This window comes from Streptomyces sp. GC420, assembly GCF_009916105.1.
GTDB lineage: Bacteria > Actinomycetota > Actinomycetes > Streptomycetales > Streptomycetaceae > Streptomyces.
Genome location: NZ_JAAAXQ010000072.1, coordinates 1 through 26436 on the forward strand (window position 1 = coordinate 1; position 26436 = coordinate 26436).

General features: G+C 73.5%; 19 protein-coding genes and 2 pseudogenes. 6 read left to right on the plus strand and 15 right to left on the minus strand.

From position 1 onward, the window contains the following. Nucleotides 1-180: 180 nt before the first annotated feature. The 6 genes from GUY61_RS11920 to GUY61_RS11945 all read right to left on the minus strand — a co-directional run bounded on the left by GUY61_RS11920 (nt 181) and on the right by GUY61_RS11945 (nt 9904). Nucleotides 181-1527, minus strand: coding sequence for a VWA domain-containing protein (locus GUY61_RS11920; RefSeq protein ID WP_166630085.1), 1347 nt, complete (start codon nt 1525-1527; stop codon nt 181-183). Between the two features lie 245 nt (nt 1528-1772). Then, nucleotides 1773-3149, minus strand: coding sequence for a protein phosphatase 2C domain-containing protein (locus GUY61_RS11925; RefSeq protein ID WP_166630086.1), 1377 nt, complete (start codon nt 3147-3149; stop codon nt 1773-1775). A 3-nt stretch (nt 3150-3152) separates the two neighbouring features. Beyond that, nucleotides 3153-5966, minus strand: a complete 2814-nt coding sequence (locus GUY61_RS11930) for a serine/threonine-protein kinase (RefSeq protein ID WP_166630087.1) — start codon at nt 5964-5966, stop codon at nt 3153-3155. After that, entirely contained in the window at nt 5963-7300 is a 1338-nt protein-coding gene (locus GUY61_RS11935; RefSeq protein WP_166630088.1) for a hypothetical protein, read from the minus strand. The genes GUY61_RS11930 and GUY61_RS11935 overlap by 4 nt, the downstream gene beginning before the upstream one ends. Nucleotides 7301-7451: 151 nt before the next feature. Continuing rightward, nucleotides 7452-8468, minus strand: a complete 1017-nt coding sequence (locus tag GUY61_RS11940; protein ID WP_166630089.1) for a glutamate ABC transporter substrate-binding protein — start codon at nt 8466-8468, stop codon at nt 7452-7454. A 32-nt stretch (nt 8469-8500) separates the two neighbouring features. Further along, nucleotides 8501-9904: a hypothetical protein gene (locus tag GUY61_RS11945; RefSeq protein WP_398955153.1), complete on the minus strand. Its 1404-nt coding sequence runs from the start codon at nt 9902-9904 to the stop codon at nt 8501-8503. A gap of 238 nt (nt 9905-10142) precedes the next feature. On the opposite strand from GUY61_RS11945, the gene GUY61_RS11950 reads away from it, so the two are divergent. Continuing rightward, on the plus strand, nt 10143-11132 hold the full coding sequence (locus tag GUY61_RS11950) for a sigma-70 family RNA polymerase sigma factor (RefSeq protein ID WP_166630102.1): 990 nt from the start codon (nt 10143-10145) through the stop codon (nt 11130-11132). Here the strand turns inward: GUY61_RS11950 and GUY61_RS11955 are convergent. The 5 genes and pseudogenes from GUY61_RS11955 to GUY61_RS11975 all read right to left on the minus strand — a co-directional run bounded on the left by GUY61_RS11955 (nt 11043) and on the right by GUY61_RS11975 (nt 15263). Next, on the minus strand, nt 11043-11441 hold the full coding sequence (locus GUY61_RS11955) for an STAS domain-containing protein (RefSeq protein ID WP_166630091.1): 399 nt from the start codon (nt 11439-11441) through the stop codon (nt 11043-11045). The two genes, GUY61_RS11950 and GUY61_RS11955, sit on opposite strands and share 90 nt — an antisense overlap. A 93-nt stretch (nt 11442-11534) precedes the next feature. Further along, on the minus strand, nt 11535-12599 hold the full coding sequence (locus GUY61_RS11960) for an N-acetylglucosamine kinase (protein WP_166630092.1): 1065 nt from the start codon (nt 12597-12599) through the stop codon (nt 11535-11537). Then, nucleotides 12596-13861 (minus strand): 6-phospho-beta-glucosidase, encoded by a 1266-nt coding sequence (locus GUY61_RS11965; RefSeq protein WP_166630093.1) that lies wholly within the window; start codon nt 13859-13861, stop codon nt 12596-12598. The genes GUY61_RS11960 and GUY61_RS11965 overlap by 4 nt, the downstream gene beginning before the upstream one ends. Nucleotides 13862-13867: 6 nt before the next feature. After that, nucleotides 13868-13984 (minus strand): annotated as a pseudogene (locus tag GUY61_RS11970) (carbohydrate ABC transporter permease); the annotation flags it as partial. A 61-nt stretch (nt 13985-14045) separates the two neighbouring features. Further along, nucleotides 14046-15263, minus strand: coding sequence for an ROK family transcriptional regulator (locus GUY61_RS11975; RefSeq protein ID WP_166630094.1), 1218 nt, complete (start codon nt 15261-15263; stop codon nt 14046-14048). Between the two features lie 227 nt (nt 15264-15490). On the opposite strand from GUY61_RS11975, the gene GUY61_RS11980 reads away from it, so the two are divergent. Beyond that, complete coding sequence (locus GUY61_RS11980) at nt 15491-15760, plus strand: DUF1876 domain-containing protein (protein ID WP_166630095.1); 270 nt, start codon at nt 15491-15493, stop codon at nt 15758-15760. 152 nt (nt 15761-15912) lie between these two features. On the opposite strand, the gene GUY61_RS11985 is transcribed toward GUY61_RS11980, so the two are convergent. After that, nucleotides 15913-16977 carry a mechanosensitive ion channel family protein gene (locus tag GUY61_RS11985; protein WP_166630096.1) on the minus strand — a complete coding sequence of 355 codons (1065 nt, stop codon included), beginning with the start codon at nt 16975-16977 and terminating at the stop codon, nt 15913-15915. 272 nt (nt 16978-17249) lie between these two features. Between GUY61_RS11985 and GUY61_RS11990 the strand changes: the two genes are divergently transcribed. The 4 genes from GUY61_RS11990 to GUY61_RS12005 all read left to right on the plus strand — a co-directional run bounded on the left by GUY61_RS11990 (nt 17250) and on the right by GUY61_RS12005 (nt 21054). Beyond that, nucleotides 17250-17786: an HNH endonuclease gene (locus GUY61_RS11990; RefSeq protein ID WP_166630097.1), complete on the plus strand. Its 537-nt coding sequence runs from the start codon at nt 17250-17252 to the stop codon at nt 17784-17786. Nucleotides 17787-18253: 467 nt separating this feature from the next. Continuing rightward, a complete protein-coding gene (locus GUY61_RS11995) occupies nt 18254-18514 on the plus strand; it encodes a hypothetical protein (protein WP_208105868.1) in 261 nt (86 codons plus the stop codon). An 8-nt stretch (nt 18515-18522) separates the two neighbouring features. Beyond that, on the plus strand, nt 18523-20748 hold the full coding sequence (malQ, locus tag GUY61_RS12000; protein WP_166630098.1) for a 4-alpha-glucanotransferase: 2226 nt from the start codon (nt 18523-18525) through the stop codon (nt 20746-20748). A gap of 54 nt (nt 20749-20802) precedes the next feature. Then, nucleotides 20803-21054, plus strand: a complete 252-nt coding sequence (locus GUY61_RS12005; RefSeq protein WP_166630099.1) for a hypothetical protein — start codon at nt 20803-20805, stop codon at nt 21052-21054. Between the two features lie 1128 nt (nt 21055-22182). On the opposite strand, the gene pepN is transcribed toward GUY61_RS12005, so the two are convergent. From pepN to GUY61_RS40085, 3 genes and pseudogenes are all read right to left on the minus strand, one after another. Further along, nucleotides 22183-24792 carry an aminopeptidase N gene (gene pepN, locus GUY61_RS12010; RefSeq protein ID WP_166630100.1) on the minus strand — a complete coding sequence of 870 codons (2610 nt, stop codon included), beginning with the start codon at nt 24790-24792 and terminating at the stop codon, nt 22183-22185. A 220-nt stretch (nt 24793-25012) separates the two neighbouring features. After that, the gene (locus GUY61_RS12015) at nt 25013-26041 is read right to left on the minus strand and encodes an aspartate-semialdehyde dehydrogenase (RefSeq protein WP_166630101.1); all 1029 of its coding nucleotides are present in this window, start codon (nt 26039-26041) and stop codon (nt 25013-25015) included. 240 nt (nt 26042-26281) lie between these two features. Further along, nucleotides 26282-26436, minus strand: a pseudogene (locus GUY61_RS40085) (NrtR DNA-binding winged helix domain-containing protein); the annotation flags it as partial.

Here is a 26436-nt window from a genome sequence, read left to right on the forward strand (position 1 = left end):
GGGGGAGGCGGCGGCGGTACGGCGCCCGAGGGGGCGCCGGCGGCCATGCGGTGACCGCAGACCTCGCACCAGTCGTCGGAACCCGACTGGTGTCCGTTCGGGCAGGTCGGCATGTCGGCGCTTCCCCCTCTCCCCTGGCCACAAAGGACCGTTTGTGTGTCGTACGTGTCGGATGTGCGGTTATTTCTTTACACGAACTGTCTTGGTCGACCGAGTCTCGAGTGTCATCTCGTCGGCCTCCGCGACCTTCGCCTTCAATCGCACAGTACCTGTCGCCGCGTCCACCACGTCCACCACCTTCGCAAGGAGTTTCGCCGTGGCTTCGTTGCCGGACGCGCTCGCGAGCTGAACGGCGCGGCCGAGCTTGGCCGTCGCTCCGTCGACATCTCCGGATTTGCGGGCATCCAGTCCCTGTTGGATGACTTGTGCCAGTTCCGCCTGGCCCGTGTAGTGCGCGACCTGCGGATTGAGCGCCGTCGAGGCCGCCATGTCGTCCGTCCACACCGCCCGTACGAGCCCCTGCGAGAGGGGCCGGGGTGCGCCGCCGTCGGGGGAGGGCAGCACCAGCGAGACCCGTGCGGCCAGCATCTCCTGCCCGACCGCCGCCTCCGGCACCTGGACGCAGATGTGGTAGTCGCGTGACTCGTCGCCCCAGGAACCGGTCGGGTAGTCCCCGGCCCGCGGACCGGCCTCGGTGCGCCGGACGGTCAGGTCCTCGACGGTCGGCGCGACCTGCTTGACGAATTTGATCTCGGCGCCCAGCGGAGTCCACAGCCGCAGCGCCACGTCCGCGACCTCCTTGCCCATCGCCGTCTCCATCATCTGTGTGAAGTCTTCGGTCAGATGGGCGGGATCGGCGACGATGTCGGCCGTGCCGAGGAGCGCCGAGGCGATCCCGGTGACCTCCTTCACCGCCCAGTCCGTCCCCACGCCGCGGGCGTCGCAGGTGAAGCGGCCCGCGCAGGCGTCCAGCGCGGCGCGCAGGTCCTCCGGGCTCTCGTGCTCGTTGCGGCCGTCGGTCAGCAGGATTCCATGACGGATCGTCACCTCGCTGGAGTGCAGCAGCCGGTCCGCCAGCCGCAGCCAGGTGCCGATCGCGGTGCCGCCGCCCGCGCTCAGCTTGCGCAGCGCCTCCTTGGCCTGCGCGCGCGTCGTGGCGTCGGCGACCGCGAGCCGCCCGTTGCCCGGATAGACCTCCCTGGCCACATGGGTGCCGTCGATCACCGCGAACGCCACCCCGTCGCGCACGGTGTCCACAGCCGCCGCCGTGGCGTCGCGCGCGTTGCGCATCTTGGCCGGCGGATAGTCCATCGAGCCCGAGCAGTCGACCATGATGACGACGGCGGCGTCCGGGCCCTCGCCGGGCGCGTAGGTGCGGGTGGACGCGGCGGTGCCGCCCAGCGTTCCGCCGCCGGTCGAGGTGACCGTGACGATCGCGTTCACCTCGCGGCCGCCCTCGGGCAGGAACTCGTTCTGGTAGACCTCGACGGAGAACTGCGGCACATGGGACTTGGAGAAATTGGCCATGGTTTCGGCTCCTGCTCGTTGAGGCTCCGTGGCGCTCCGGCAGTGGGTGGCGTGTGGTGGAAACGGGGCTGTCTCGTGGGCAAAGCCGCGGCCGGCGGGCGGCGTTGCGGCTCACGGGGTCCTGGGCGCCGGGTCCTGGGTACTGACTGCCGAGTGCTGACTGCCGAGTGCTGGGAGGGTTGGGGAACAAGCGGACAGGGAGGAACAAGGGGAGCAAGGCGGCAAAGCGGTGCGAGCCCGGTATCTCAGGCCGATACTGCCCCGTGCGGAGGCAGGCGGAACGGGAGCACGGCCACTGTTACGTTGTCGTGGCCCCCGCCCTCCAGTGCGTGCCGGACCAGCCTTCTCGCGCTGTTCAGCGGACGCAGGTGCGAGTCGGACGGCGCGACCGCCGCCATCTCCTCGGCCGCCTCCGCGTAGTTCCACAGGCCGTCGGTGCAGACCACCACCACGCCGGGCCGGTCGGGCTTGAACGAGGCTGTGTGCGGCTCCAGTTCGTACGCGTCCGCGCCGAGCCAGCCGGTGATGGCGTGGGCCCGCTCGTCGGCGTACGCCTCGGCCTCGTTCATCAGGCCCGCCGCGACCATCTGGGCCGCCCAGGAGTCGTCCTCCGTGAGCCGGGCCGCGGGGGCGGAGCGGTCGTCGGGCACCCAGTAGGCGCGGCTGTCGCCGATCCAGCCGACGACGAGCAGCCCGCCCACGACGATCGAGCCGACGATGGTGCAGGCCGGCGCGTTCTGGTGCCGGTGGGGATCGTGCTCCATGGCGCCGCCCTGGGGCCGGGCGAGGGAGTTGACCGCCTCGGCTGCCGCGACGATCGCCTCGTGCATGGCCTGCTGCGGGTGGATCCCCCGGGGCAGAGCGGCCAGCAGCGACTCGTTCGCGGTGGCCGCGGCGGCGGCCGAGGCCTCGTCCGGGCGACTGGCCGAGGAGACGCCGTCGCAGACGATCGCGACGACGGCCGGCGAGCCGTCGGGCAGCGCGGTGGAGGAGATCGCGAAGGCGTCCTCGTTGCGGTGGTGACGGAGTCCGCGGTCGCTGACCGCGGCCACGCCGCCGAGTTCCTGCTCCATGTGGTCCCGTTCCCGCGGCTGGGCATGACCGCAGTTCTCACAGTAGCCGTCGGGATCCACATGGCCCGCCCGGCACGCCACGCAGACCTTGGTCCCGGCCGGGGGAGTCGCGGAGGCGTGCGAGGCCGGCACCGCCCCCGCGCCTGACGCAGCCGGTGCGGCAACGGGCGGCGGCACGGCGGTACGGGGATCCGGCGCGGGCAGCTCGTAGTCACCGCCGTCGCTGCCGCCGACGGCACCGCTTCCGGTACCCGGGGCGTGCGGGGGCTGGGGAGTGTCGTACCGGACCGCGGGGGCAACGGGCCCCGCGCCGGACGGCGGTTGGGAGGCGTCGGCGTCCGGGGTCACCGGCCACTCGGCGGAGGCGGCGGCACTCGCGGGCCCGCGGACGGAGTACGCCAGCGCCAGCGTCGGATGGTCACCACCCGTCGAATTCCCTGCGGCGGCGGCCTGTTGGAGATCAGTGCCGCACGCACCGCAGAAGAGGTCGCCCTCCTCCAGCGGCTCGGTGCAGCTGGGGCAGGCAGACAGTCGGGGCATCTGCGACATCGATCACACCCAGGTCCGGGGTCGGAAACGGTTGGCCCGCTCCACCAGTTCGATCCTCTCCCCGCCGCTGCGCGCCAGCCTGGCCAGCGTTCGGTACGAACGCTCCAGACCCAGGCGGAGTCCCCGCTCGTCGAGCGGGCAGCCGAGCAGCACGGCCGTCGTACCGCCGTTGCCCGCGGCGCCGGGGCTACCGGAGAGTATCCAGTCGAGGGCGGTTCCCAGAACCTCCACGGACAGCCGCTCCCTGCGGACGGCGTCCAGGCCGAAGCCCTCCAGGTGCTCCACCTGCCCGGCGGCCGCCTTCAGGTCGTCCAGCAGCGGATCGCTCGCGGTGCGCCCGCGCAGCCGCGCCCGCACGGCCGCCACCCGCGCCGCCGTGTAGTGGATCGACGACTCGGGAACGGACTCCAGCGTGCGCACGGCCCCGGCCCGGTCGCCCGAGGCGAGCCGCACCCGGGCCAGGCCGAAGGCGGCGCTCACATAGCTGGGGTCGGTCGCCCACACCAGGCGGTAGTACTCGGCGGCGTTGTCCAACTGCCCCAGCACCTCGGCGCAGACGGCAAGGGCCAGCTTCGGGGCGGGCTCGCCGGGGAACGCGTCGTAGATCGCGTCGAAGGACAGCGCGGCGGTCTCGTGGTCCCCGTCCGCCAGCGCGGCCGTGCCCCTGTACCAGACCACCCGCCAGTCGTCGGGGTGCTCCTCCTCCAGCGCCAGCAGCGTGGCGTGCGCGACCGCGTACCCGCCCGTCTCCAGGTGTGCCCGCAGCTCCCGCAGCCTCAGCTCCACGGAGTCCGCGGGCGCCGCCCGCAGCGCCGGGATCAGCTCGGCGGGCGCCGAGGCGAGCAGCGCCGCGAGGAAGCCCGCGTTGGGATCGTTGGGGTCCACGCGGGGTACGGGCAGCGCGAGCGCGGTCGCGGCGGCCTCCACGGCCACGAGACCGGTGGCCTCCGCGCCCGGGGCCCGTGCACCGGGGGTTCCCCCGCCGGCGGTGTGTACGGCACCGGCCGTCGCCGGTGCCGGGAAGGCCGGCTGCGTCGGGGCGTGCGCGATCCCGGCGGCGGGCGCGTGCGCGGCAGCGGCGGGACCCGCCCCGCCGACCGTGCCCGTACGCGTGCCCGTGCCACCCACCGGGGCCGCGGCGAGCACCGCCGTACCGGCCTGCTCCGTGGCCGGCGCACCCGGCTGGGCCGGGACGCCGGGCAGGACCGGCCCGCCGCCGCCCGCGCCGACGGCGCGGCGGGCGCGGAGGAGACGGCGGCCGACGGGGACCTCGCGGGCGCCGAGGCGCGAGACGTCCGCCGACAGGGCGGTGAACAAGTCCGTGTCCGTGACGCGCAGTTCCGGACCGAACAGGGTGGACAGGGCGGGGCGCGGCCGGCCGGTCTGGAGGGCGACGACCTCCCGCAGGACGCCCGTCAGCTGCTCGGCCATCTCCTGCGCGGAGGCGAAGCGGCGGGCCGGGTCGGGGTCGGTCGCGCGGACCAGCAGCCGGTAGAAGGACTCGTAGGTACGGAAGACCTCGATGTTGTCGGGGTCGGGAAGGCTGTCCACGTACACATTGGTGTAGCCCTGGAAGTCGAAGGTCATCACGGCCAGGGTGCGGGCCACCGTGTAGAGGTCGGAGGCCACGGAGGGACCGACCTCCGCGACCTCGGGCGCCTGGTAGCCGACGGTTCCGTAGATCGCCGACTCGTCGTCGTCCACCCGCCGGACCGCGCCCATGTCGATGAGCTTCAGCTGGTCCTCGGTCTGGATGGCGTTGTCGACCTTGAAGTCGCAGTACAGAAGGTTCCTGCTGTGCAGGTGGCCCAGCGCCTCCAGCGCCTCGATGCCGTACGCGCAGGCCTGCTCCACCGGCAGCGGGTCGCGCCTGCCGTCCGGGCCGCGCCGCTCGTTCGCGATCTCCTTGAGCGACTTGCCGCCGACGTACTCCATGACGATGTAGCCGTCCAGGGAGCCCGTGCGCTGGTCGAGGTGCTCGACGAAGTTGTAGATGCGCACGATGTTGGAGTGCTCGATCTCGGCGAGGAAGCGGCGCTCGGAGATGGCCGCCAGCATCGCGTCCTGGTCGCCGGTGTCGAGCAGGCCCTTCAGGACCACCCAGCGGTCGGAGACCGCGCGGTCCACGGCGAGGTAGACCCAGCCGAGGCCGCCGTGCGCCAGACAGCCCATCACTTCGTACTGCCCGTGCACCACGTCACCGGTGTTCAGCTTGGGCACGAAGGAGTACGGGTGGCCGCACTTGGTGCAGAACCCCTCCGTGCGGCCCGGCCGGTCGCCGCGCGACCTGCCCACCGGTGCCCCGCAGTCCGAGCGGGAGCAGAACCGCTTGCGCTCGGGGACCTCGGGGTTCTCCAGCACGGCGGTACGCGGATCCGGGCGCGGCACCTGGGGGACCGACACCAGCCCCGCGCCGAGCCTGGCCCGGCCGGAGGAACTGGCGGAGGTGCCGGAGGAACGCACCGACACCGAGCGGGAGGAGCGGTTGGACAGGGACCGTGACAGCCGCCCGGAGACGGACCGCCGGGACGTCGACGAGCGCGAGGACCGAGAGGAGGACCGCGACGAGGACCGGGAGGACCGCGACGAGGACCCGGACGACCGTACGGGGCGCGGGACGGAGGACCCGGGGGAGGAGGCGGCGCCGGAGCCGGGGCCCCGGCCGCCCGTGATGCCCGTGGCCGGGGAGGCGATCGCCCCGTCGGGGGCCACCACCGGCGCCATTCCGCAGGTGCCGCAGTAGAGTTCGCCGTCTCCCATGTCCTCGTACGACCCGGCACACCCGGGCCGTACGCACCGCGCACCCACCGTCGTCATGCCTCCCCCTCGCGGTCCGCCGGCGCGCCGCCCCGGGGCGCGCGCGGAGCAAGGGCCTCGGCCGCGGCCCGCTGATAGCGCAGCACCGCCTGCTCGGCGGCGCGCAGGTCGCAGGGCGCGCTCCACAGCATCCGGCGGGCCGCGTCGTACCGCTCCATCAGCAGCGGGTCCTCCGCGTGCCCGTGCCGGGCGACCTTCGCCCTGTACGCGTCGAGCCGGCCGCGCAGCTCCGCACGGACCGCGAGCGGCGCCGTGACCGCCGTCAACGACTCCCGGGCGCGGATCAGTTCGTCCTCCGCGCGCTGCTCCAGGCTCTCCAGCAGCGGCGAGAGCCGGTGCCACTGGGACGTCCTGCGGTACTCCGCGGCGGTGGCCAGCTGCTCCTGGAGCGCGGTCGGCGGCCCGCTGACCGCGGGCACCTCGGAGGCCGCGATCTTCGCCAGCACCTCGCCGCGCGCGGCCCGCGCCTCCGCCAGCGTGCGGTCGGCGCGCGAGAGCACGTCCCGCAGATGGATCAGCCGCCGCTCGGCGTCCTGCCGCACGGTCAGGACCGCGTCGATCTCGCGGCGCACCTCCTCCAGGGCCAGCGCCGCGCGGTCGTACCGCTCGGTGTCCGGCTTGCCGCCACCGGGCGCGGAACTTCCGGTCGCGGGCCGCCAGAAGGCCAGCGGGTCCGAGATCACCTGCGCGCGCAGCGTGGTCAGTTCGGCGGTGATCTGCTCCAGGTCGTCGCCCGACGGATGCTCACCGGGCCGTACGCCGACGGAGTGCGCCAGCGAGCGGGTCCGCTGCAACTCGGCGGAGAGCAGGTCGATCCGGGCGGGAAGCGCAGACCACACGGTGTCCGCCGCCACCACCATGTCGAGGGAGCGCGCGTAGAGCTCGTTCATCCGCTCCACGAGCTCGGCCAGGGTGAACTCCTCGGTGAGCCTGGCCGGTCCGGTCAGTGAGGGCGAGGCGGAGGCGGCGGCGCCCGCGAGGGTGACGCTGCGGCCGCGCAGCAGCTCGGTCAGTTCCACCAGGTCGTCGCGGTTCGGCCAGCGCCGGCGCGCCCGCACCTCACGCGCGGCGCGGATGGCCGCCGTGTACGCGTCGAAGTAGTTCCACAGGCGGGTGATGGCCTGCTCCGTGTCGGCCCAGCGGTCCTTGGTGACGCCGGTCAGCTCCGCGCCCTCGAGCAGCCTGCGGCCCGCGTGGTCCTGCAGTGCGAGCAACGAGCTCTCGATCGCCTCGTACTCGGCGCCCAGCCGGTTCAGCGCACGGTCCACCTCGTCCCGGTCCATCACCGGCCCTGGGGGTTGCCCCGCGACGGGGGAGGGTCCAGCGACGCCCATCGATCACCTCTCCGCTCCGCTGCCGTTCGGCCAGCTCTCCGTCGTCGTATCCTTCGGTCCCACAGATCCGGATGTTCTGCGTCCGGCCACTCCGTCCGCCCGTTCCCGTCCGCCCGGTCCCGCCCGGTGCCGTCCGCGCGGTCGATTCCGCTCAATTGTCCCGGTACCTGGCGTCCGGAGGGCCGGGATCCTCGCCCATGTCGGCCTTCAGCCACTTGTCGTACGCCCGCGACCACTTCGACTCGCGGTAGTCCTCGAGGACCTGGTTGATCCGGCGCACCAGGTCGTCCGAGCCCTTCTTCACGGCGACGCCGTAGTACTCCGTGGTGAACGCATCGCCCTTGAGCTCCACCGACGGGTCCTGGGCGGCCTGGCCGGCCGCGAGGGCGTTGTCCGTCACCACCGCGTCGACCTGTCCGAGCTGGAGCCGCACCAGGCAGTCCAGCTGATTGTCCACCCTGATGATCTTCGAGCCGAACGATTTTTCCATCAGGGCGGACTCCGCGGTGGAACCGGCCGCCGCGCAGACCCGCTTGCCGTTCAGCGTCTCGTCGTATCCCTTGACCGGGGAGGACTTCGGCGCGAGGACCTGCTGGCCGGCCCGGAAGTATGCGGTGGAGAACTCGACGCCCTCCGCCTTGCGTTCGCAGCTGATCGTCATCGTGCGCACGATCATGTCGACCCGGCCGGCCTGGAGCGCGGGTATGCGCTGGTTGGTGGGGATCGCGCGGAAGACCACGTCGTCGGGGTCGCCGAGGATCCGGTCGGCTATCTCCCGGGCCAGATCGATGTCGAAGCCCTCCAGTTCACCCGTGGCGGGGTTGCGATAGCCCCAGCGGTAGCTGTTCTGGTCGACACCGACGACGAGCTTGGGCTCCTCGCCGTTCTTCTCCGCGCGCTTCCTGATGGCCTCGATGGTGGCGCCGTCCTCGCCCGAGGGCCGCAGGCTCTCGTCCGGCCTGCTGTCGTCGCATTCGGCGGCCGCGGCGGGGGCGGCGCGCACGACGCCGGTGCCGCCGGTCCGGTCCGTCTCCGGGCCCGCGCCGCCGCCCGGCGGGCCGGCGCAGAGTGAGAGCGGCACCAGCGTGACCGCCGCGGTGACGGCGCACGCCACCGCCATTCCCGCTGCTCCGCCCCAGCCGCGCAGCCTTCCCGGTCCTCGTCGCATCGCTCCCCCCTTCCTCGCCTCTCCCGCTGCCGTCACCGGTACTCCGACAGTCTGCGTCCGATGCCCAGGATCGCGCCCGCCGCGCCGAGCACGGCCAGGACGGCCGCGCCGAGCGGCAGGCCGGTGAGGGCCCCGCGGCCGTCGTTCGCCGCCTGTCTGAACTCGGACTGCTCATGACCGAGCGCCTGCGCGAGCGAGTCGTCCACCTTGTCGAACCAGTTCCCGGTGGAGTCCCTTTCGCCGATCACGTCGGCCAGGGCACCGTCGTAGTTGCCCCCGTCGTCGGCGGCCCGCGCCTCCCGGTGCTTGTCGTCCCAGCGCGACACGCTCTTCGCGGCCGCCTGCACCGGATTGCCGCCCGCCGGGTCGTCGGCGAGCTCCGCCGCCTCACCCAGCAGGCTCCCCGGTGCCGGCTTGCCGGGATCCGTACCGACCAGGGTCTCCATCTTCGCTTGGTACCCGACCTCGTAGGCGTCCATCGTCCGGCCTCCCACGGTCTCGGTGACCGCGCCACGCGCCACCAGTGTCAGGTTCTCGTCGCCGCGGGCCTGGAGCGAGGCGATCCGCGCCTTGTTGAGCACCTGCAGGGACCGGGCGCCGTGTTCGTAGGAGTCGGTGAGCTGGGCCCGCGCCACGGAATGCCCGGCGACCAGCCAGAGCAGCACCACACCGCATGCCGCCGTCGCCGCGACCAGCCCGTGGTTGAACACCCGGTTGGTGCGCAGGTAGTTGCGGCGCTGAGCCCAGGCGAGGAAGCCGAGCGCGAGCAGGCCGGTGGCCGTCGCGAAGTACGGCCAGCCCTTGGCCTCGTCGTAGTCCCGGTCGAGCCGGGCGGTCTCCGCGCGGTACAACCGGTCGGCGGACTCCAGCAGTTCGTTCTGCATCATGTCGTTGGCGTGGCGCAGATAGGCACCGCCCAGCGGCAGGCCCTGCCGGTTGTTGGCGCGGGCCGTCTCTATCAGGCCCGTGTAGACCGCGAGCCGTTCGTTCAGCCGCGTGATCTCCTCGGTCGAGGACACCGACCCCGAGCTGCCGGCCGCCGCCTTCGCCAGCTTCCGCGAGGCTTCCGCGATGTCCTTCTCGTACCGCAGGCGCACCGAGCGCTTCTCCTCGCCGCCGGCCAGGAACCCGCTCGCCGCCGTCGTGTTGGCGTCCGCGAGCGAGCGGTAGATGTCCGCCGCGTCCCTGCTCAGCGGCTGGCTGCGGTCGACGATGCTGTCCGCCGCCGAAGTGCGCTCGGACATCTCCCACGCGGTGACCGCCCCGAACGCGATCACCAGTGCCGCCAGCACCGCGCCGATGATCCGCAGCCGGCCAGGTTCCGTCGTCGCTGCCGCGCGCGCCCGGTCCACACCCTCGGACCAGGCCGTGCGGCGCGGTGGAGCGGCGGTCGGCGTGTGTGTCACTGGTCCTGACCTCCCCCTAGGCCAAAGCACCGGCAGAGCGCTTTCACCGGCACTTCAAGCAGTATGGCCGCAAGCGCCGACAACCACACCAGGCTTGACGCGATCTTGGGACCGCCCCGTCGGTCCGCCCGTGCTGCCCGGTCCGCCCGCCCCTCCTGACCATCAATACGCGAGGCGCATCCGACCGGTTCCCGGTCCGGGGCGCCGCTGCTGTTCTTACGCGCGACTGTCAGCGGCCGGGTCTAGCCTGAATTCCGTGAGCGATGTCATGGAGCGAGACGGCGCGGAGCCCGCCCTGCGGTTCGAGCGGCACCGCGTGGAGCTGACTGGTTACTGCTATCGGATGCTCGGCTCGGCGTTCGAGGCGGAGGACGCGGTCCAGGAGACCATGGTCCGCGCATGGAAGGCGTACGACCGCTTCGAGGGGCGGTCCGCGCTGCGGTCCTGGCTCTACCGGATCGCCACCAACGTCTGCCTGGACATGCTGGGCAGCGGCCAGCGCCGGGCCAGACCGATGGACCTGAACTCGCCGTCGGCGGCGAGCACCCCCATCGACTCGGGCCTGCCGGAGGCCACCTGGATCACTCCGGCGCTCGACTCCCGGGTCCTCCCGGAGGGCGGTGACCCGGCGGAGGTGGCCGCGCTGCGGGACTCGGTGCGGCTCGCGTTCGTCGCGGCGCTCCAGCACCTGGCGCCCAGGCAGCGCGTGGTGCTGATCCTGCGCGAGGTCCTGGCCTGGAGGGCGAGCGAGGTCGCCGAGTTGCTGGGCACGACGGTCGCCTCGGTCAACAGCGCGCTCCAGCGGGCCCGGGCCACGCTCGCCGCCAGCGGGGTGAACGGCGGCGGGGGCGCGGAGCAGGCATCGGCGGGCGAGCTGGACGACGAGCAGCAAAAGCTCCTCGACCGGTATGTCGCGGCTTTCGAGAAGTACGACCTGGACCTGCTCACCTCGCTGCTCCACGAGGACGCCTTCCTGCAGATGCCTCCTTTCTCCCTCTGGCTGCGCGGGCACGCCGACATCCGCGCCTGGTTCCTCGGCACGGGGAGCGAGTGCCGCGGCTCGCGCCTGGTGCCGGTGGTCGCCAACGGCTCCCCGGCCTTCGGCCAGTACCGCCCGAGCGGGCCGGGCGGGCGGCACGAGCCCTGGGCGCTCCAGGTCGTCGAGATATCAGACGGGCGGATCACCGGTCTCAACAGCTTCCTGGACACCGAGCGCCTCTTCCCGATGTTCGGGCTCCCCGACCGCCTCGATCCCTAAGGGGAGGACCTGGAGGAGGCCGCTGAGGTCGAGCAGTTCGAGGAGGGCGGCCGACGGGTTGCGCAGACGGATCCGCCGCCCGCGGCGGCGGGCCGTGACATGCAGCCGGGCCAGGGCCTCCACGGCGCCCAGGTCGGGCCGTGTGACGGCTCCTACGTCGCACACGACGACCTCGGCGGGACTTGCTTCGGCCAGGGCGTCCAGCCGCGCGCAGAGCTCAGGCGCGGAACGGCGGGTCAGGGTGCCGGCTTCTATGACCAGCTCGATCGTCTCCACGTAGGGAGGACGGGCCGGGCCCGCGAAAATCATCGGCCCCGGCGCTCCGCCCGCCGCCGCCGGGCCGCCCGGCAGCGGTGGCCCCGGCACCCTGCCGTCCGTCCGCCGGACGGACGGCGGGCCGGCTCAGACGGCGGGGCCGGCGTAGTGGGCGCGCAGGCGGCGGTGGGCCTCCGGGGAGGCGCGTACGTCGTCGAGTGCGAGGAGGCCCGCGCCCAGGACCGGCGGGGCCGTGACGACGCGGGGCGTGGCCCTGGGGGCACGGGTGGCCAGGAGGGCGCGGACACGGCCGTCGAGCTGCGGGTGGCGGGCGGCCAGCACGCCGCCCCCGAGGAGGACGGGGGCCTCCTCGTCCAGCAGACCGAGCCGGCCCAGGGCGACCACGGCCATCGCGACGATCTCCTCCGCCTGCCGTTCCACGATCGAGCGGGCCACCGCGTCGCCTTCCGCGGCCACCGCGAACAGCACGGGGGCCAGCTCATGGACCCGGACCCGCCCGATCCGCCGCAGATGCAGCGCCTCGATCAGCGCGTACATCGAAGGCAGCCCGAAGTGCGCGGGCAGCGCCGCGGCCAGCGCCGTGGGGCCGCCGCGTCCGTCCTCGGCGCGGGCCGCGGCCCACAGCGCCTCCTCCGCCAGGCCGAGCCCCCCGCCCCAGTCACCGGAGAGCTTCCCGACCGCCGGGAACCTGGCGGTCCTGCCGTCCGGCAGCATGCCCGCGCAGTTGATGCCCGCACCGCACACCACGGCGACCCCGCGCGGCTCGTCCACGCCCGCACGCAGGACCGCGAAGGTGTCGTTGCGGACCTGTGTCGTGCGCGACCAGCCCCGGCCGTGCAGGGCCGTCGCCAGCTGCCGCTCCTCCACCGGCAGGTCCGCGTTGGCCAGGCATGCCGCCGCGTGCGCGGCCCAGGGGGCGCCGCCGGTCACCGCCGTGCCCGCCTCGGCAGCGGCCCGTGCGACGGTCTCGGCCAGGGAGTCCACGGCCGCCTCGGCACCGGCTCTCTGCGGCTGGAAGCCACCGCCGCGGGCGCTGCCCAGCACCGTCCCGTCCACCGGGTCGATCACGGCCACGTCCGTCTTGCTGTTCCCCGCGTCGATGGCCAGGACCGGCCCGCGGGCCGGTTCCGCCCGCGCCGGTGCCGGTGCCGGTGCCGGCACCGGCGCGGGTGCGGGTGCCGACGTGCTCATGCCCACTCCAGGTGCTCCCGGTTGTGCGCGATCAGCCGGTCGGCCAGACCGTCGGCGTACTCCCACTGCCCGATGAGCGGGTGGGCGAGCAGTGCCTTGAAGACCCGGTCGCGGCCGCCGTGCAGCGCCGCGTCCAGCGCCAGCTCCTCGTACGCCGTGACGCCGGCGACCAGCCCCGCGTACAGCGGTTCGAGCGGCGGCACCGGCAGCGGCGCCGCGCCCTCGCGGCCGACCCGCGCCTGCACCTCGACCACCGCGTCGTCCGGGAGGAACGGCAGCGTGCCCCGGTTGTACGTGTTGACGACCTGAACCGGCGAGCCCGCCCCGCCCAGCAGTGCGGCCGCGAGGTCCACCGCGGCCTCCGAGTAGTAGGCGCCGCCGCGCCGCGCCAGCAGCGCCGGCTTCTCGTCCAGCGCCGGATCGCCGTACATCTCCAGCAGCCGCCGCTCCATCTCGGCCACCTCTGCTGCCCGCGAGGGCCTGGTGCGCAGCTCGCGCACCACCTCGTCGTGCGCGTAGAAGTACCGCAGGTAGTACGAGGGCACCACGCCGAGCCGGTCCAGGACGGCGCGTGGCATCCGCAGGTCCCCGGCGATGGCCGCCCCGTGCTCGGCGATCAGCCCCGGCAGCAGGTCCTCCCCCTCAGGCCCGCCGAGCCGCACCCCCCGCTCCCAGGTCAGGTGGTTCAGCCCGACATGGTCGAGGTGCACCTCGCCGGGTGCCACGTCCAGCAGCGCGGCGAACCTGCGCTGGAAGCCGATGGCCACATTGCACAGCCCGACGGCCCGGTGTCCCGCCCGGAGCAGTGCCCGCGTGACGATGCCGACGGGGTTGGTGAAGTCGATGATCCACGCCTCCGGTGCTGCGCGCCGTACCCGTTCCGCGATGTCCAGGACCACCGGCACCGTCCGCAGTGCCTTGGCCAGCCCGCCCGCGCCCGTGGTCTCCTGCCCCACGCAGCCGCACTCCAGCGGCCAGGTCTCGTCACGCTGCCGGGCCGCCTGGCCTCCCACACGCAGTTGCAGCAGCACCGCGTCGGCGTCCGCGACGCCCGCGTCCAGGTCCGTGGTGGTGACGATGCGCCCGGGGTGGCCGAGCCTGGCGAAGATCCGCCGGGCCAGGCCGCCGACCACTTCGAGGCGGTCGGCCGCCGGATCGACGAGCACCAGTTCCCCGATCGGCAGCACCTCCCGCAACCGGGCGAACCCGTCGATCAGTTCGGGCGTGTAGGTGGACCCGCCGCCCACCACTGCCAGCTTCATGAACAATCAGCCCCTCACTCCGGTCGGGGTGATGCCCTCGACGAGCGCCTTCGGCGCGAACGCGAAGGAGAACACGAGGATCACCGGTGCCATGACCCGTACCGTGGCGGCCACGGCGGGATTCGTTCGGTGTGGCGGACGCCCCCCTTACCGCCGGGGTCGGCGGGACGGGACGCTGGTGCGGTCAGTGGGCCGAGGTGTCGAAGACCTCGTCCCGGGTGGTCACCAGGGCCGCCTCCAGCGCGCCGCGCAGCACGGTCGCCCGCTGGACCTCGCCGATGACCAGCCGGGGCCGGGAGGCGGCGAGTTCGGCGAGCTCCGCCTGCACCAGGGCGCGCAGCGGTTCGCCGCCCGCCGTGAGCACCCCTCCGGTGAGGACCACGAGCTCGGGGTCGAGGACGGCGATCACCGCGGCCAGGCCGGTGGCCAGCCGTTGCGCGTACTGCCGGAGGAGTTCCGCCGGCCCGGGGGCCTCACCCTCGGCCGCGGCCCGGGCCAGCAGCGCGGCCGCGGCCGCCGCGCAGGGCTGCTCGGGGGTGTCGATGCCGAGGGAGCGGGCCAGCCGGGCCACGGCCTGGGCGCCCGCGAGCTCCTGGTAGCCGCCGCTGTTGGCCTTCGTGACCTGCCGGACGAGGGGCGTTCCCGGCACCGGCATGAAGCCGACCTCGCCCGCGCCGCCGGTCCAGCCGCGGTGCAGCCTGCCGCCGATGACGAGCGCGGCGCCGATGCCCTCGTCGTTCCACAGCAGCACCACGTTCTGGTGGCCCCTGGCGGCGCCGAGGCGCTGCTCGGCGACGGCGGCGAGGTTCACGTCGTTCTCGTACTCGACCGGCATCGGCAGCGCCGCCGCCAGTTCGTCGAGGAGGGTGGGGGAGTGCCAGCCGGGGAGATGGCCGGCGTAGCGGAGCCGGCCGGTGCGCGGGTCGAAGGCACCGGGGGTGCCGATGACGACCCGGTGCAGCTCCGAGCGGGTCAGCCCGGCATCCTTCGCCGCCCCGTCGAGCGCGTCGGCGACCTGCCGCACGGTGCCCGACCTGGTGCCTGCGTGGCGGGTGGTGCGCAGCTCGTACCGGCCGGCCACGCGGCCTGTGATGTCCGCGACGGCGGCCAGGATCCGGTCCGGGGTGACGTCGAGTCCGCCGACGTGAGCGGCCCGGGGGTTGACGGAGTAGAGCTGGGCATTGGGGCCCGGTCGTCCCCCGGCGGTGCCCGTGGCGGCGACGAGGCCCGCCGCCTCCAGGCGGGCGAGGAGCTGGGAGGCCGTGGGTTTGGAGAGGCCGGTGAGCCTGCCGACGCGCGTCCTGGACAGCGGGCCGTGCTCGAGCAGCAGATCGAGCGCGGCCCGGTCGTTCATGGCCCGCAGCACGCGCGGGGTCCCGGGGATTCCCGGATGTCCGGCCATGACGTGTCGCACCTCACCGGGGAGTCTGTGGGGAAGATTTGTTAGGAAGGTTTCCTGTCTGATGGACGGTAGGACCGGCACGGCGGACCCGTCAATGCCGTGGCCCCCGGGTGCCGCGCACCCGTCAGTGGCGCGCCCTTCTCCGGGCCGCCGAACCGCCCGTCCGGGCAGGAGCGCGGGGCCCTCCCGGGGTGCATCCTGGAGATGAGCCTCAGGAGGTGGACACGATGCAGACGATCGTGGGATGGCACGTCGAGCTGGAGTTCCAAGAGGTCGAGAACAAGACCCATGCCGCGGCGCTCGTGCGGCTCCCCGACGGCACCGAGATGCGCGGCCACGGCCGTGCCATCCGGCACCGCGGAGACCCGGAGCAGCAGCGGGTCGGGGAGGAGATCGCAGCGGCCCGCGCGCTCAACGAACTCGCGCGTGACCTGCTGAAGAAGGCCGGTGTGGAGATCGAGGAGGCCACCCACCTCAAGGCCCACGTGGCCATGTGAGAACCGAGCCCCGGGCCGGGGCGCGGGACCGCTCAAGCCTCGGGCTGCGGGCTTCGCGCCGGGCCGCCTTCGTGGCGGGGCCGTCCTGCGCCTGGCGCCGCTTGGCGGGCGCGCCGCCGCGTGAGCGGCCCCGGCCGCCGGGCCGTCGCGCGCTACTTCGAGAGGTTCTGGCCCGGCTGGGGCGTCAGCGGGGAGGCGACCGCCGACTGCGGCGAGGCGGGGTTGGCGAGGGCCGAGGGCGGCGCCATGGAGGCCGTGGGATCGGACGCCGGTGCCTCCTCTTCCCCGGCCGCCCGGCCGCCGACGATGCGGATGCCCGCGGCGTCGAAGGCCAGCTTGATGCGCCAGCGCAGCTCGCGCTCCACGGAAAGCGCCTTGCCCGGCATGGTCTTGGCGGAGACACGGACGACCATGGAGTCCAGGAGGACGGCGTCCAGGCCCAGGATCTCGACGGGGCCCCAGAGGCGCTCGTTCCAGGGCTCGTCCTTTGCGATCTTCTCGCCGACCTCGGCGAGGGCGGCCTTCACCCGGTCCAGGTTCTCGTCGGAGCGGACCTGTACGTCGACGCCGGCCGTGGCCCAGCCCTGGCTGAGGTTGCCGACCCGCTTGACCTCGCCGTTGCGCACGTACCAGATCTCGCCGTTGTCGCCGCGCAGCTTCGTCACGCGCAGGCCCACCTCGATGACCTCGCCCGTGGCGACCCCCACGTCGATCGAGTCACCGACGCCGTACTGGTCCTCCAGGATCATGAAGACGCCGGACAGGAAGTCGGTCACCAGGTTCCGCGCGCCGAAACCGATCGCGACACCCGCGACACCCGCGGAGGCGAGCAGCGGCGCCAGGTTGATGTTGAGGGTGCCCAGGATCATCAGCGCGGCGGTGCCGACGATCAGGAAGGACGCCACCGAGCGCAGGACGGAGCCGATGGCCTCGGAGCGCTGGCGGCGGCGTTCCGCGTTGACCAGCAGCCCGCCGAGGGCGGTGCCCTCGACCGCCTGGGCGCTGCGGTTCATGCGCTCGATGAGCTTGCTCAGCGCCCGCCGGATCAGGGTCCGCAGCACCACGGCGATGATCACGATCAGCAGGATCCGCAGCCCGATGCTGAGCCACGTCGACCAGTTCTCCTCGACCCAGCCCGCAGCGTTGGTCGCCGACTCGTGGGCGTCCTCGAGGGTGACGGGGGTGACGGGTTCAGGGGATGCGGCCGAAGTGGTCATGGCTGGCCAGGGCACGGCGGGGACCTCCGGAGGGTCGGGTGGTTCGGACCGCGAGGGACGGGCCGACCAACCACACTAACGGGGCATCGTGTGGAGACCGTTGTCATGTTCGGGGGAGAGACGGTGCTCACCTGGGGATGAAAGAGGTGTGGTCGAAAACACTTTGAGGCCGTTACCCGTACGTGGTGGCGCTTCGACCAGGCATGAGGAGAGACTGAGTACAGATCGTCCCGGCGCGAGCCACGCGCCGCCGGCGTACAAGGAGGGCACCCGTGCCGCATGTCCTGATCCTCAATGCGTCGTACGAGCCGCTCGGCGTCGTACCGCTCCGCCGCGCGCTCGTGCTCGTACTCGAGAACAAGGCCATCTGCCTCGAGGAGAGCGGCGCCTTCATGCACAGCGCCACCCGCACAGTCCCCGCACCCAGCGTCGTCCGACTGAAGCGGTTCGTCCGGGTCCCCTACAGGGGGCCCGTTCCTCTCACCCGACGCGCGCTGTTCGCCCGGGACGGCGGCCGGTGCATGTACTGCGGCGCCGCCGCGACCAGCGTCGACCACGTCATCCCGCGCAGCCGGGGCGGCCAGCACGTGTGGGACAACGTCGTCGCCTCGTGCCGCCGCTGCAACCACGTCAAGGCCGACCGGCACCTGATGGAACTCGGCTGGCGGCTGCGCCATCAGCCCGCACCGCCCACCGGCCTCGCCTGGCGGATCATCGGCACGGGGCACCGGGACCCGCGCTGGATGCCCTACCTCCAACCGTACGGAGCCGAGGACGCCTTGGCCCGGATCGACGGCATCTCCGCCTGAGATCCGGGCTCACTCGTTCCCGGGCCCTTCCGCCGTTCTCCCGCCCGGCAGGGGCGGGAGAACGGCCTTGTGCGGACGCGCGGGAGCGCGGGAGCGCGGTCTCCGGCGCGTGGCGGCGGTTTCCGCGCGCCTCTGTGACACGCGCTTCCGTACATGTGAGAAATACGACGCGGGCGGTGGCGGGCGCCACTGCGGACTGCGTAGGCGCGCGATCGCCGCGTGTCCTTGGCGCCCTGTTCCGGGCCGTGTACGGCGGGAACCCGGGCGGTGTACGGCGGGAACCCGGGCCCTTCGCGGCCCGGGCGGCGTTCTTGCGGCCGTCCGCGCGATCTCTGTGTTGTTTTGCTGTCAACCACCTCAGTGGCAGCAGAATTGCGCAGGCGGCGTACCTTGTCGCCAAACGCACGTCTGCGGCTCCGCCTGATGGGTAGGGCTGCTGTATCCCCTTTCCGGACCACGGAGGTCCTGTGCCCACCGTCGAACACCCCGAACGGACCGCGTCCGCCATACCGGCGCCCGCCGCACCCGTGCCCCCCGCGCGTCCGGCCGTCGTACAGACCCTCCAGGTCCTCCAGGCCGCGCCGCCCCCGACGACGCTGACGAGCGAGCCCCCGCTCGCCGCCGCGGCGCCCCTGACCAGCGAACCGCCGCTGGCCGACGCCGCCCCCCTCACCAGTGAGCCGACCTCCGCCGCCACGGCGGCGGGACCGGAGCCCGCCGGAGTCTAGGAGCCCCCATGGGCAGAGCCGCCCTCGCCGCCCTCGCAGATCTCCACGGTGTCGCCACCACCTACTCGCCGTCCGCCGACCGGATCCTCCCGGTCCCCGACAGCACGGTCGTCGCGGTGCTCGCCGCGCTCGGTATGGACGCCTCCACCGACGAAGCGGTCCGCCGGGCCCTGGCCGCCCACGAGGAGGCCACGAGGGCGCGGCTGCTTCCGGAGACGGTGGTGCTCTGGCAGCCGGCGGCGGGCGCGACAACCCCCGGCACGTCGCCAGGGGCGGAACCCGTCCCGGCCCCGGCGCCCAAGGGGGGACCCGCGCCGACGCCGGCGCCAGGGGCGGAACCGGTTCCGACGCCGGCACCCGTGAACCCCCTCGCCGCGTTGCCGACCGGAACGCGGGTGCGGGTGAGGACCGAGCAGGGCGGCCTCGTCCAGTGGACCGCGCGGCCGGGGGCCGGCGGGACGACCGCCGGGGAGCCGGGCCGACGCCCCCACCACCCGCCGGAGCTGCCGCTCGGCGTACACGCCCTGAAGGTGCGCGCGCCGGACGGGAGGCGCGACGGCGCGACGCTGATCGTCGCCCCCGGCCGACTGCCCGAAGGGCCCGAGCGGGCGCACGGCTTCCTCGTCCAGCTGTACTCCCTGCTGTCGGCCCGCTCGTGGGGCATGGGCGACCTCGGGGACCTCGGGGAGCTGGCCGTCTGGTCCGGCCGGACGTGGGGTGCTTCCTTCGTGCAGGTCAACCCGCTGCACGCGGCCGTGCCCGGCACCCCCACCGACCCGTCCCCGTACCGGCCCTCCTCGCGCCGCTTTCCCGACCCGGTCCACCTTCGGATCGAGGACATCCCCGAGTACGCCTACCTGACCGGCACCGCCCGCGCCCGCGCGGGGGGACTGCTCGACCGGGCCGCGGAGCTGCGGGAGAGCGTCCTGGGCAAGGGCGCCCTGATCGACCGGGACGCCGTGTGGGCGGTCAAGCGCGAGGCGCTCGAGCTCGTGCGGGAGGTCCCGCTGACGCCGGGCCGCAGCGCCGCCTACCACGACTTCCTCGCCGGGCAGGGGCAGGCGCTGGAGGACCACGCCACATGGTGCGCCCTCACCGAGATGCACGGTCCCGAGTGGCGCGGCTGGCCCGAAGGGCTGCGGGACCCCCGCTCCAAGGAGACCGCCCGGGCCCGCGCCGAGCTGATCGATCGCGTCGACTTCCACTCCTGGCTCGCCTGGCTCACCGACTCCCAGCTCGCCGCCGCGCAGCGGCACGCGCACGACGCCGGCATGGCCGTCGGCCTGGTCCACGACCTCGCCGTCGGCGTTCACCCGTCCGGGGCCGACGCCTGGGCGCAGCAGGAAGCCTTCGCCGCCGGCATGTCCGTCGGCGCGCCGCCCGACGCCTTCAACTCCCGCGGCCAGGACTGGGGCCTGCCGCCCTGGCGGCCCGACGCCCTCGCCGCCTCCGGCTACGGCCCGTACCGCGGGCTGCTGCGCGGCCTGCTCCGGCACGCCGGGGCGCTGCGCATCGACCACGTCATGGGCCTGTTCCGGCTGTGGTGGGTGCCGCAGGGCTGCGAACCGACCGAGGGAACCTACGTCCGCTACGACGCCGAGGCGATGCTCGGCGTCCTGGTGCTGGAGGCGCACCGCGCCGGCGCCCTCGTCGTCGGGGAGGACCTGGGCACGGTGGAGACGGGCGTGCGGGACGCGCTCGCGGCGCGCGGGGTTCTGGGCACGTCCGTGCTGTGGTTCGAGCGGGACTGGACCGGCGACGGGCTGCCGCTGCCCCCGGCCCGCTGGCGCACGGACTGCGTGGCCACCGCCACCACCCACGACCTGCCGTCCACCGCCGCCCGCCTCACCGGCGAGCACGTCGGGCTGAGGCACCGTCTCGGCCTGCTGACCCGGCCCCTGGCCGAGGAGCAGGCGGAGGACGCGGCCGAGGTCGGCGAGTGGCTGGCGTACCTGGAGCGGCTGGGGCTGCTGCCCGAGGGCCCGGGGGACGAGGAGGGCGCCGTCCGCGCCGTCTACCGCTTCCTGCGCCGCACTCCGGCCCGCATGATCGGCGTGTGGCTGCCGGACACGGTGGGCGACCGCCGCCCGCAGAACCTGCCGGGGACCTGGGACGAGTACCCGAACTGGCGGCTGCCCGTCGCCGACGCGCGGGGGCGGCCGGTGAGCCTGGAGGACCTGGTGGCCTCGCCCCGGCTGCACGCCCTGATGTCCGAGTTCGTACCCGACGCGTAGACCGTACGGGACCCCGGGCGCGCGGCCCGGAGACCTGTTGGCTACCTTTGGGCTGTGGACAACAAGAACGCCCTGCGCGCCGGCGCCGTCGCGGCCGGTACGACGCTGATGATGCTGCTCATGTCGTCTCCCGCGTTCGCGCTCACCCGCGACGACGGTGACGACCCGGGTGCCGGCCTGAGCCTCGCCGAGACGCTCGGGTGGTTCGTGGCCCTGCCGATCGTGCTCTTCCTGGTCATCGCCGGCCTGGTGATGGTCGGCGACAAGTCCCGCAAGGGACAGCCCGAGGGGGCCCGGCAGAGCTGACCCGCCGCCTTTGAGGGCGCCAGGCCGCCGACGGCCGGGCGCCCTCCGGTATGTGCCCGCCCGGACACGGGCGGACACGGGCGGGCACGGGCCGGGGCATGGACACCGTCCCAGCGCCGGCCGCCCGCCCTGGGCGCCGCCGCCGCCGCGCCCGGCCGGCCGTTCTCCGCGCCCGCGAGCAGCAGCCGGATCAAGCCCGTTCAGCAGCTCGGCCTGTTCGCGTGAGAGCGCGGAATCCACCACCTCCCGCTGCGCGGCGAGGCCCGCGACGGCAGCCTCGTCGACGAGTTCCAGGCCTTCGGCCGAGAGCGAGACCCGTTCGGCCCGCGCGGTCGTCCACCCGGCGTCGCGGACAGCCGATGCGGGGAGAGCGTGTACGGCTCTCCCGACCTGCGCAGGGTCGCCGGTTGCCCCTCGCCGCCGAAGGACTCCCGCCGCGAACCGCGGCGGCTACGCCTGTCCGGCAGTGATCAACACCGGCCTGGCCCGCCGGCCCTGGTTCAGGGGCATCGTCCTCCTGCCCGCGAACTCCGTCGCCTTGCTCGGCCCGATGAGCCCGCAGCCGCCGCCGGCATCGGGTGGGTGGCGCCGGGCCGGTCCCCCGCTCCGGCTGCTCGGCATGGCGATCGCCCTCACCGGCACCCTGCTGGGGCCCGCCAGACCGCACCGGCCGCGGGACCCGGCCCGGCACCCGGCCGGAACCCGCTTCCGGTCCGGTGACGGGCCGTGCCCTCAGCCGGGTGCCACACGCGGTCGTCCGCCGCGCGGTGACGCGGTTTGCCGGGCCGAGGTCGCTCACTGCGCCGACGGTTTACGGGGCGGCAAGGCGGCCTCTGCCGAATCGGGCACCGCCGGCGCACTCACCGGCCGCGCGGCGGGGCGGTCGGCCCCGCCTCTCCGGCCGGCTCGGTGCCCGCACGCCCGGTCGAGCGGTCCGGCCGAGCGGGACGGGCCGAGCGGTCCGGCCGAGCGGTCGGACCGAGCGGTCGGACCGAGCGGTCGGACCGAGCGGGGCCGCGTCAGGGCCGCCGGCCGCCCCCGCGCCGGGCGGTCACCGCACCGGCACTCGCACGGGAGCCCCGGAACGGTGGAGTTCCGGGGCTCCCGTGCACGGACGTGGACGTGGCGTCAGCCCGCCGCGGCCGCTCCGGCGGCCGCGTCCGCCGCCTGCGCCTTCAGCGCACGGTCGACGCCCGCGCGGGACTCCGAGACCAGCCGGCGCAGCGCCGCGCTCGGCTCGGCGGAGGCCAGCCAGGCGTCCGTCGCGTCCAGGGTCTCCCGCGAGACCTGGATCGCGGGGTAGAGGCCGACGGCGATCTGCTGGGCCATCTCGTGCGAGCGCGAATCCCACACATCCTTGACCGCCGCGAAGTACTTCTCCGTGTAGGGGGCCAGCAGCTCGCGCTGGTCCGTCTGCACGAACCCGCCGATGACCGCCTCCTGGACGGCGTTCGGAAGCTTCTCGGACTCCACGACCGACGCCCAGGCCTCCGCCTTCGCCTGCGCCGTGGGACGGGCGGCGCGCGCGGTCGCGGCGTGCCGCTCGCCCGCGGCCGTCCTGTCCCGCTCGTACTCCGCCGCGATGGCCGCCTCGTCCGCGCGCCCGGTCGCGGCCAGCCGCTCCACGAGCGCCCAGCGAAGCTCGGTGTCCACGGTCAGGCCCTCGATGGTCCCGGTGCCGTCCAGCAGGCCCTGGAGCAGGTCCAGCTGCTCGTCCGTACGGGCCGTCGCGGCGAACGCGCGCACCCACGCCAGCTGGTGGTCACTGCCGGGAGCCGCGGCGCGGGCGTGCTCCAGCGTCGCCTCGGTCCAGCGCGCCAGGCCGGTCTCACGCCACTCGGGGGCGGCGTACTGGTCGAGCGCGAGCTTCACCTGCCGGTGCAGGGACTGCACGACACCGATGTCGGACTCCTTGCCGATGCCCGACAGCACCAGCTCCAGGTAGCCCCGGGTGGCCATCTCGCCGTCGCGGGTCATGTCCCAGGCGGAGGCCCAGCACAGGGCGCGCGGCAGCGACTCGGTGAAGTCCCCGAGGTGCTCCGTGACCGCCTTCAGCGAGTCCTCGTCCAGCCTGACCTTGGCGTACGACAGGTCGTCGTCGTTGAGCAGCACCACGGCCGGGCGCGGCTTGCCCACCAGCGCGTCCACGGCGGTGAGCTCGCCGTCCACGTCCAGCTCGACGCGCTCGGTGCGCACCAGCCTGCCGCCCTGGAGGTCGTACAGACCGACCGCGATCCGGTGCGGCCGCAGCGTCCCGCGCGGCGGAGCCGCATCGCCGGCAACCGCGCCCTTCGCGCCGGCCGGCAGGTCCGGGGCCTCCTGCTTGACCGCGAACGACGTGATCACTCCGGAGGAGTCGGTGTCGATCACCGGGCGCAGCACGTTGATGCCGGCCGTCTCCAGCCACTTCTGCGACCAGGTCTTCAGGTCGCGGCCCGAGGTCTCCTCCAGGGCGCCCAGCAGGTCGGACAGTCGCGTGTTGCCGTAGGCGTGGCGCTTGAAGTACGCCTGCACGCCGCGGAAGAACTCGTCCATCCCCACATAGGCCACGAGCTGCTTCAGTACGGACGCGCCCTTGGCGTACGTGATGCCGTCGAAGTTGACCATCACGTCGTCCAGGTCGCGGATCTCCGCCATGATCGGGTGCGTGGACGGCAGCTGGTCCTGCCGGTACGCCCACGTCTTCATGGAGTTGGCGAACGTCGTCCACGAGTGCGGCCACCTGGAGCCCGGCGCGTAGGCCTGGCAGGCGACCGAGGTGTAGGTGGCGAACGACTCGTTCAGCCACAGGTCGTTCCACCACTCCATGGTGACGAGGTCGCCGAACCACATGTGGGCCAGCTCGTGCAGGATGGTCTCGGCCCGTACCTCGTACGCCGCGTCCGTCACCTTCGAACGGAACACGTACTGGTCGCGGATGGTCACCGCGCCCGCGTTCTCCATCGCGCCCGCGTTGAACTCCGGCACGAACAGCTGGTCGTACTTGGCGAACGGGTACGGATAGTCGAACTTGTCCTCGAACCACGCGAAGCCCTGCCGGGTGACCTCGAAGATCGCGTCCGAGTCGAGGAACTCCGCGAGCGAGGGCCGGCAGTAGATGCCCAGCGGCACGGTGCGGCCGTCGCTCTGGTAGCTGCTGTGCACGCTGTGGTACGGGCCGGCGATCAGCGCGGTGATGTAGGAGGAGACGCGCGGCGTCGGCTCGAACTCCCAGACGCTGTCCTTCGGCTCGGGCGTCGGCGAGTTGGAGATCACCGTCCAGCCCTCCGGTGCCTTCACGGTGAACCGGAAGGTCGCCTTGAGGTCGGGCTGCTCGAACGAGGCGAAGACCCGGCGCGCGTCCGGCACCTCGAACTGCGTGTAGAGGTACGCCTGCTGGTCCACCGGGTCGACGAACCGGTGCAGGCCCTCTCCGCTGTTGGTGTACGCGCAGTCCGCGACCACCTTGAGATCGTTCGGCCCTGTGTGCAGCGGGCCCAGCGTGATCCGCGAGTCGGCGAAGACCTCGGACGGGTCCAGCGGCTCGCCGTTGAGCAGGACCTCGTGGACCTCGGGCGCCACCAGGTCGATGAACGTCGTGGCCCCGGCCTCGGCGCTCTCGAAGCGCACCGTGGTCACGGAACGGAAGGTGCCCCCCTCCTGCGCGCCGCTCAGGTCGAGATCGATCTCGTACGAGTCGACGGTCAGCAGGCGCGCTCGCTCCTGCGCCTCTTCGCGTGTCAGGTTCGTGCCAGGCACGTGGGCATCTCCTCGGTATGCGGACTTTTTGGCCATCCTTCCACGCCGGACCGTCGCGCGACCGAGGGATTTCCCGCGTGTGCACCCCGGCGGCGCACGGCTGGGACCGATGCCGCGTCCGGGCGGCACCCGGCGCTCCGGCCGGGCGGAGACGGCAGGGCGGCGCGGGGGCGGACCACCTGGGTGGTCCGCCCCCGCGCCGTACGTGTGTCCTGCCGCCTCAGCTCTTCAGCTCGGCGGCGACCAGCTCCGCGATCTGCACCGCGTTGAGCGCGGCGCCCTTGCGGAGGTTGTCGTTGGAGATGAAGAGGGCGAGGCCGTTGTCGACGGTCTCGTCGGAGCGGATGCGGCCCACGTAGGAGGCGTCCTTGCCGGCCGCCTGGAGCGGCGTCGGGATCTCGGACAGCTCCACGCCGGGGGCGTCCTTCAGCAGCTCGTACGCGCGCTCCACGCCCAGCGGCCGCTCGAAGCGGGCGTTGACCTGGAGGGAGTGGCCGGAGAAGACCGGCACGCGCACGCAGGTGCCCGACACCCTGAGCTCCGGGATCTCGAGGATCTTGCGGGACTCGTTGCGGAGCTTCTGCTCCTCGTCGGTCTCGAAGGAGCCGTCGTCGACGAGCGAGCCCGCGAGCGGCAGCACGTTGAAGGCGATGGGGCGCTTGTAGACGGCCGGCTCGGGGAAGTCGACGGCCCCGCCGTCGTGGGTGAGCTCGGCGGCGTGGTCGACGACCTTCTTGACCTGCCCGTCGAGCTCGGCGACACCGGCGAGCCCGGAGCCCGACACCGCCTGGTAGGTGGTGGCGACCAGCGCGGTCAGCACGGCCTCGTCGTGCAGCACCTTCAGCACCGGCATCGCGGCCATCGTGGTGCAGTTCGGGTTGGCGATGATGCCCTTGGGGCGGTTCTTGATCGCGTGCGGGTTGACCTCGGAGACGACCAGCGGCACCTCGGGGTCGCGCCGCCACGCGGAGGAGTTGTCGATCACCACGGGACCCTGGGAGGCCACCTTCTCGGCGAGGGCCCTGGACGTGGCCCCGCCCGCCGAGAACAGCACGATGTCGAGACCGCGGTAGTCGGCCTCCGCCGCGTTCTCCACGGTCACGGGGGTTCCCTGCCAGTCGACCGTGGAGCCCGCGGAGCGTGCGGAGGCGAACAGCCGCAGCTCGTCCACCGGGAAGTTCCGCTCGGCGAGGATCTTGCGCATGACTCCGCCGACCTGTCCGGTGGCTCCGACGATTCCGACCCTCACGGTGACTCCTTACGGCTCTGACCTACGTACGCGCGGGCAATCCGCCCCATCATGCGCCGCTGCCCGGCTGCCTTGTCCAATCCATTGTCCGCGGATCGGGACGAAGGCCCCCGGGCCGAACGTTTTGCGGTGCTGCCGCGTCTGAGGAGAGATCCACGCGGGAGGGAGGCGCGGTGCTCTCACGGAGAGGACGCCGGGGGCCGGGGGAGGATCCCCTTGACATGGGGGAGGCCGGGGCCGGCTGGGACGCGTCGGCCGTGAACGCCGCCGCGGCGGGCCTTCGACGGGCACGACGAAGCCGGGCGTGGCGAGCACCTTCCGCCGGAAGTTGGGGCGGTCCAGGACGGTGTCCCAGACGGTCTCGTACACCCGCTGGAGCTCGCCGAGGGTGAACT

Bases quoted from the DNA above. Each gene is read 5' to 3' on its own strand.
- GUY61_RS11920 (WP_166630085.1), bottom strand. From the start codon at position 1,527: ATGGCCAATTTCTCCAAGTCCCATGTGCCGCAGTTCTCCGTCGAGGTC.
- GUY61_RS11925 (WP_166630086.1), bottom strand. From the start codon at position 3,149: ATGTCGCAGATGCCCCGACTGTCTGCCTGCCCCAGCTGCACCGAGCCG.
- GUY61_RS11930 (WP_166630087.1), bottom strand. From the start codon at position 5,966: ATGACGACGGTGGGTGCGCGGTGCGTACGGCCCGGGTGTGCCGGGTCG.
- GUY61_RS11935 (WP_166630088.1), bottom strand. From the start codon at position 7,300: ATGGGCGTCGCTGGACCCTCCCCCGTCGCGGGGCAACCCCCAGGGCCG.
- GUY61_RS11940 (WP_166630089.1), bottom strand. From the start codon at position 8,468: ATGCGACGAGGACCGGGAAGGCTGCGCGGCTGGGGCGGAGCAGCGGGA.
- GUY61_RS11950 (WP_166630102.1), top strand. From the start codon at position 10,143: ATGGAGCGAGACGGCGCGGAGCCCGCCCTGCGGTTCGAGCGGCACCGC.
- GUY61_RS11955 (WP_166630091.1), bottom strand. From the start codon at position 11,441: ATGATTTTCGCGGGCCCGGCCCGTCCTCCCTACGTGGAGACGATCGAG.
- GUY61_RS11960 (WP_166630092.1), bottom strand. From the start codon at position 12,599: ATGAGCACGTCGGCACCCGCACCCGCGCCGGTGCCGGCACCGGCACCG.
- GUY61_RS11965 (WP_166630093.1), bottom strand. From the start codon at position 13,861: ATGAAGCTGGCAGTGGTGGGCGGCGGGTCCACCTACACGCCCGAACTG.
- GUY61_RS11975 (WP_166630094.1), bottom strand. From the start codon at position 15,263: ATGGCCGGACATCCGGGAATCCCCGGGACCCCGCGCGTGCTGCGGGCC.
- GUY61_RS11980 (WP_166630095.1), top strand. From the start codon at position 15,491: ATGCAGACGATCGTGGGATGGCACGTCGAGCTGGAGTTCCAAGAGGTC.
- GUY61_RS11985 (WP_166630096.1), bottom strand. From the start codon at position 16,977: ATGACCACTTCGGCCGCATCCCCTGAACCCGTCACCCCCGTCACCCTC.
- malQ (WP_166630098.1), top strand. From the start codon at position 18,523: ATGGGCAGAGCCGCCCTCGCCGCCCTCGCAGATCTCCACGGTGTCGCC.